The organism is Agitococcus lubricus (assembly GCF_003051055.1).
Classification (GTDB): domain Bacteria; phylum Pseudomonadota; class Gammaproteobacteria; order Pseudomonadales; family Moraxellaceae; genus Agitococcus; species Agitococcus lubricus.
The window spans coordinates 1-5,561 of record NZ_QAON01000044.1; the positions used below are offsets into that span (position 1 = coordinate 1).

The 5,561-nt window shown below is 49.3% G+C and carries 1 protein-coding gene, 2 tRNA genes and 3 rRNA genes; all 6 read left to right on the top strand.

Annotation, left to right across the window (positions count from 1 at the left end; all coding sequences use genetic code 11):
• Positions 1 to 49: 49 nt before the first annotated feature.
• The 6 genes from C8N29_RS16920 to rrf all read left to right on the top strand — a co-directional run bounded on the left by C8N29_RS16920 (position 50) and on the right by rrf (position 5,519).
• The gene (locus C8N29_RS16920; protein WP_170107024.1) at positions 50 to 187 is read left to right on the top strand and encodes a hypothetical protein; all 138 of its coding nucleotides are present in this window, start codon (positions 50 to 52) and stop codon (positions 185 to 187) included.
• Positions 186 to 1,710, top strand: a 16S ribosomal RNA gene (locus C8N29_RS16275). Before C8N29_RS16920 ends, C8N29_RS16275 begins: the two co-directional genes overlap by 2 nt.
• 83 nt (positions 1,711 to 1,793) lie before the next feature.
• Positions 1,794 to 1,870, top strand: a tRNA-Ile gene (locus tag C8N29_RS16280).
• A gap of 25 nt (positions 1,871 to 1,895) precedes the next feature.
• Positions 1,896 to 1,971, top strand: a tRNA-Ala gene (locus tag C8N29_RS16285).
• Between the two features lie 377 nt (positions 1,972 to 2,348).
• A 23S ribosomal RNA gene (locus tag C8N29_RS16290) occupies positions 2,349 to 5,239 on the top strand.
• A gap of 165 nt (positions 5,240 to 5,404) precedes the next feature.
• Positions 5,405 to 5,519, top strand: a 5S ribosomal RNA gene (gene rrf, locus C8N29_RS16295).
• Together the 16S, 23S and 5S rRNA genes with 2 tRNA genes alongside form the textbook arrangement of a ribosomal RNA operon.
• The last annotated feature ends 42 nt before the right edge of the window (positions 5,520 to 5,561 follow it).

The following is a 5,561-nucleotide window of genomic DNA, read 5'->3' on the forward strand; positions in this document are numbered from 1 at the left end:
CTTAAGTAGAGATACTTGAGAAGTTCTTTAACAGATAGATAAGCAATTTGTGTGGATTTTTGCTGTTGATGATGATGTTAAAAAATTATCAATGGTAGAAAAGACTCGCAATTCAATTTGTGCAGCTTTTTTAATTCCATTGAGCCAAGATTTTGGTGCTTTCGATAAAAGTACCGATATAAATTAAACTGAAGAGTTTGATCATGGCTCAGATTGAACGCTGGCGGCAGGCTTAACACATGCAAGTCGAGCGGAGACTTCGGTCTTAGCGGCGAACGGGTGAGTAATACCTAGGAATCTGCCTATTAGTGGGGGATAACGAATCGAAAGGTTCGCTAATACCGCATACGTCCTACGGGAGAAAGAGGGGGATCTTCGGACCTCTTGCTAATAGATGAGCCTAGGTCGGATTAGCTAGTTGGTAGGGTAAAGGCCTACCAAGGCGACGATCTGTAGCTGGTCTGAGAGGATGGCCAGCCACACTGGAACTGAGACACGGTCCAGACTCCTACGGGAGGCAGCAGTGGGGAATATTGGACAATGGGCGCAAGCCTGATCCAGCCATGCCGCGTGTGTGAAGAAGGCCTTCGGGTTGTAAAGCACTTTAAGTAGGGAGGAAGGTCACTATACTAATATTATGGTGAATTGACGTTACCTACAGAATAAGCACCGGCTAACTCTGTGCCAGCAGCCGCGGTAATACAGAGGGTGCAAGCGTTAATCGGAATTACTGGGCGTAAAGCGCGCGTAGGCGGTTTGTTAAGTCGGATGTGAAATCCCTGGGCTCAACCTAGGCACTGCATCCGATACTGGCTGACTAGAGTATGGGAGAGGAAGGTAGAATTCCAGGTGTAGCGGTGAAATGCGTAGAGATCTGGAGGAATACCGATGGCGAAGGCAGCCTTCTGGCCTAATACTGACGCTGAGGTGCGAAAGCATGGGGAGCAAACAGGATTAGATACCCTGGTAGTCCATGCTGTAAACGATGTCAACTAGCCGTTGGGCTCCTTGAGGGCTTAGTGGCGCAGCTAACGCGATAAGTTGACCGCCTGGGGAGTACGGTCGCAAGACTAAAACTCAAATGAATTGACGGGGGCCCGCACAAGCGGTGGAGCATGTGGTTTAATTCGATGCAACGCGAAGAACCTTACCTGGCCTTGACATGTCTGGAATCTTGTAGAGATACGAGAGTGCCTTCGGGAATCAGAACACAGGTGCTGCATGGCTGTCGTCAGCTCGTGTCGTGAGATGTTGGGTTAAGTCCCGCAACGAGCGCAACCCTTTTCTTTATTTGCCAGCACGTAATGGTGGGAACTCTAAAGATACTGCCGGTGACAAACCGGAGGAAGGCGGGGACGACGTCAAGTCATCATGGCCCTTACGGCCAGGGCTACACACGTGCTACAATGGTTGGTACAAAGGGTTGCTACCTCGCGAGAGGATGCTAATCTCAAAAAGCCAATCGTAGTCCAGATTGGAGTCTGCAACTCGACTCCATGAAGTCGGAATCGCTAGTAATCGCAGATCAGAATGCTGCGGTGAATACGTTCCCGGGCCTTGTACACACCGCCCGTCACACCATGGGAGTCTATTGCACCAGAAGTAGGTAGTCTAACCGTAAGGAGGACGCTTACCACGGTGTGGTCGATGACTGGGGTGAAGTCGTAACAAGGTAGCCGTAGGGGAACCTGCGGCTGGATCACCTCCTTAAACTATGACATCACGTCATCAGTAAGGATTCACAACAAATTGCTTATGTATCTGTAGACAAGAGAAAGCTGACCTTGAAAATCGGGTCTGTAGCTCAGTTGGTTAGAGCACACGCTTGATAAGCGTGGGGTCGATGGTTCAAGTCCGTCCAGACCCACCATGACTAGGTTAGCGTAAGACTGAGCGGGGCCATAGCTCAGCTGGGAGAGCGCCAGCTTTGCAAGCTGGATGTCGTCGGTTCGATCCCGTCTGGCTCCACCATACGTGTTTTGTATGGGTTGCTGTTTAGGTCAGAATAAATTGGTTGTTGTCAGTGAATGGCTAGACCTTAGTGTTTTGAATGAAAATACTAAGGTCTAGTAATTATACTAGATGAAATAAACATGCTTGATGATGAGTCGGCATGAAGTTCTTTAACAAGTTAGAAATTGAGTCTGTAGAATGTTTATCGGATTCATTGTTGTGGCAATAAGTTGCCATGATGAATGAATAGATAGTATCTGAATAGAGAACTGAGTCAAGCGAAACTTGGTACGGCGTTATGAAAACTAGACTAAATCAAGTCCATTTAGTTTAGAGCGAATATATAGCTGGATGGTTTTTTTAGCGTAAGTTAGAGAGACTGTTTTGGGTTATATAGTCAAGTGAATAAGTGCATACGGTGGATGCCTTGGCAGTCAGAGGCGATGAAAGACGTGTAAGCCTGCGAAAAGCTTCGGGGAGCTGGCAAATAAGCTATGATCCGGGGATGTCTGAATGGGGAAACCCACTTACCATAAGGTAGGTATCGCAACATGAATACATAGTGTTGCGAGGCGAACGAGGGGAAGTGAAACATCTCAGTACCCTTAGGAAAAGAAATCAATTGAGATTCCCTGAGTAGCGGCGAGCGAAATGGGATCAGCCCTTAAGTCGATTATGCTTTAGTGGAACAGTCTGGAAAGTCTGGCCATAGTAGGTGATAGCCCCGTACACGAAAGGGCATAGTCGATGAAAACGAGTAGGACGGGACACGTGAAATCCTGTTTGAAGATGGGGGGACCATCCTCCAAGGCTAAATACTCCTGACTGACCGATAGTGAACAAGTACCGTGAGGGAAAGGCGAAAAGAACCGTGGTGAACGGAGTGAAATAGATCCTGAAACCGTATGCATACAAGCAGTGGGAGCACCTTTATGGTGTGACTGCGTACCTTTTGTATAATGGGTCAGCGACTTATTCTCAGTAGCAAGGTTAACCGAATAGGGGAGCCGTAGAGAAATCGAGTCTGAATAGGGCGTTAAGTTGCTGGGAGTAGACCCGAAACCGGGTGATCTATCCATGAGCAGGGTGAAGGTTAGGTAACACTGACTGGAGGCCCGAACCCACCGTCGTTGAAAAGCCGGGGGATGACTTGTGGATAGGGGTGAAAGGCTAATCAAACTCGGTGATAGCTGGTTCTCCCCGAAAGCTATTTAGGTAGCGCCTCGGACGAATACCACAGGGGGTAGAGCACTGTTTCGGCTAGCGGGTCATCCCGACTTAGCAAACCGATGCAAACTCCGAATACCTGTGAGTACTATCCGGGAGACAGACGGTGGGTGCTAATGTCCATCGTCAAGAGGGAAACAACCCAGACCGCCAGCTAAGGCCCCAAATTTCTAGTTAAGTGGGAAACGATGTGGGAAGGCATAGACAGCTAGGAGGTTGGCTTAGAAGCAGCCACCCTTTAAAGAAAGCGTAATAGCTCACTAGTCGAGTCGGCCTGCGCGGAAGATGTAACGGGGCTAAAACTAGAAGCCGAAGCTGCGGATGTGCACTCAGTGCACGTGGTAGGGGAGCGTTCTGTAAGTCTGCGAAGGTGTGTTGAGAAGCATGCTGGAGATATCAGAAGTGCGAATGCTGACGTGAGTAACGATAAGGGGTGTGAAAAACATCCCCGCCGGAAGACCAAGGGTTCCTGCGCAACGTTAATCGGCGCAGGGTGAGTCGATCCCTAAGGCGAGGCTGAAAAGCGTAGTCGATGGGAAACAGGTTAATATTCCTGTACCTCTTACTGATGCGATGGAGGGACGGAGAAGGCTATATCTACCAGCGATTGGTTGTGCTGGAGAAAGGTTGTAGGCATGTAGCTTAGGCAAATCCGGGCTACTCTATGCTGAGAACTGAGACGAATCTGTACTTGTACAGAGAAGTGATAGATGCCATGCTTCCAAGAAAAGCTCCTAAGCTTCAGTCAGTAAGAGATCGTACCCGAAACCGACACAGGTGGTCAGGTCGAGAAGACCAAGGCGCTTGAGAGAACTCTGGTGAAGGAACTAGGCAAAATAGTACCGTAACTTCGGGAGAAGGTACGCTGCTGATGGTGAAGTCCTCGCGACGTAAGCTATTGGCAGCCTCAGAAACTAGGCCGCTGCAACTGTTTATTAAAAACACAGCACTCTGCAAACACGAAAGTGGACGTATAGGGTGTGATGCCTGCCCGGTGCTGGAAGGTTAATTGATGGGGTTAGCGAAAGCGAAGCTCTTGATCGAAGCCCCAGTAAACGGCGGCCGTAACTATAACGGTCCTAAGGTAGCGAAATTCCTTGTCGGGTAAGTTCCGACCTGCACGAATGGCATAATGATGGCGGCGCTGTCTCCACCAGAGACTCAGTGAAATCGAAATCGCGGTGAAGATGCCGTGTACCCGCGGCTAGACGGAAAGACCCCGTGAACCTTTACTGCAGCTTTGCACTGAACTTTGACCTTACTTGTGTAGGATAGGTGGGAGGCTATGAAACTCGGACGCCAGTTCGAGCGGAGCCATCCTTGAAATACCACCCTGGTAATGTTGAGGTTCTAACCATGATCCGTTATCCGGATTTGGGACAGTGTATGGTGGGTAGTTTGACTGGGGCGGTCTCCTCCTAAAGAGTAACGGAGGAGTACGAAGGTGCGCTCAGCGTGGTCGGAAATCACGCACTGAGTATAAAGGCAAAAGCGCGCTTAACTGCGAGACCCACAAGTCGAGCAGGTACGAAAGTAGGTCTTAGTGATCCGGTGGTTCTGTATGGAAGGGCCATCGCTCAACGGATAAAAGGTACTCTGGGGATAACAGGCTGATACCGCCCAAGAGTTCATATCGACGGCGGTGTTTGGCACCTCGATGTCGGCTCATCTCATCCTGGGGCTGAAGCAGGTCCCAAGGGTATGGCTGTTCGCCATTTAAAGAGGTACGCGAGCTGGGTTTAGAACGTCGTGAGACAGTTCGGTCCCTATCTACCGTGGGCGTTGGAGACTTGAGAGGATCTGCTTCTAGTACGAGAGGACCGAAGTGGACGAACCTCTGGTGTTCCGGTTGTCACGCCAGTGGCACAGCCGGGTAGCTATGTTCGGAAGGGATAAGTGCTGAAAGCATCTAAGTACGAAGCCTCCCTCAAGATAAGGTCTCCCCGAGAGTTTAACTCTCCTAAAGAGCCGTTAGAGACCATGACGTTGATAGGTTCGGTGTGGAAGCGCAGCGATGCGTGAAGCTAACGAATACTAATTGCTCGTGTGGCTTGACTATATAACGCCAAAACAGTTTTACAACACAGTAAAACAGCCAAGTTAATAGCCTTGACGCAGTGTCCTTTCAGATACAAACCGCTAAACAATACAGATACTAATTTCTAACTTCGCAAAGACAACCCTTTCGAGTCCCTGCAAACATCGCAGTCACTCAAACAGTTTGTCTGGCGACCATAGCAAGTGTGAACCACCTGATCCCTTCCCGAACTCAGAAGTGAAACCACTGTGCGCCAATGGTAGTGTGGCATTCGCCATGTGAGAGTAGGTCATCGCCAGACCCCAATCAAAAAAAGCCCTTCTCATGAAGGGCTTTTTTATTT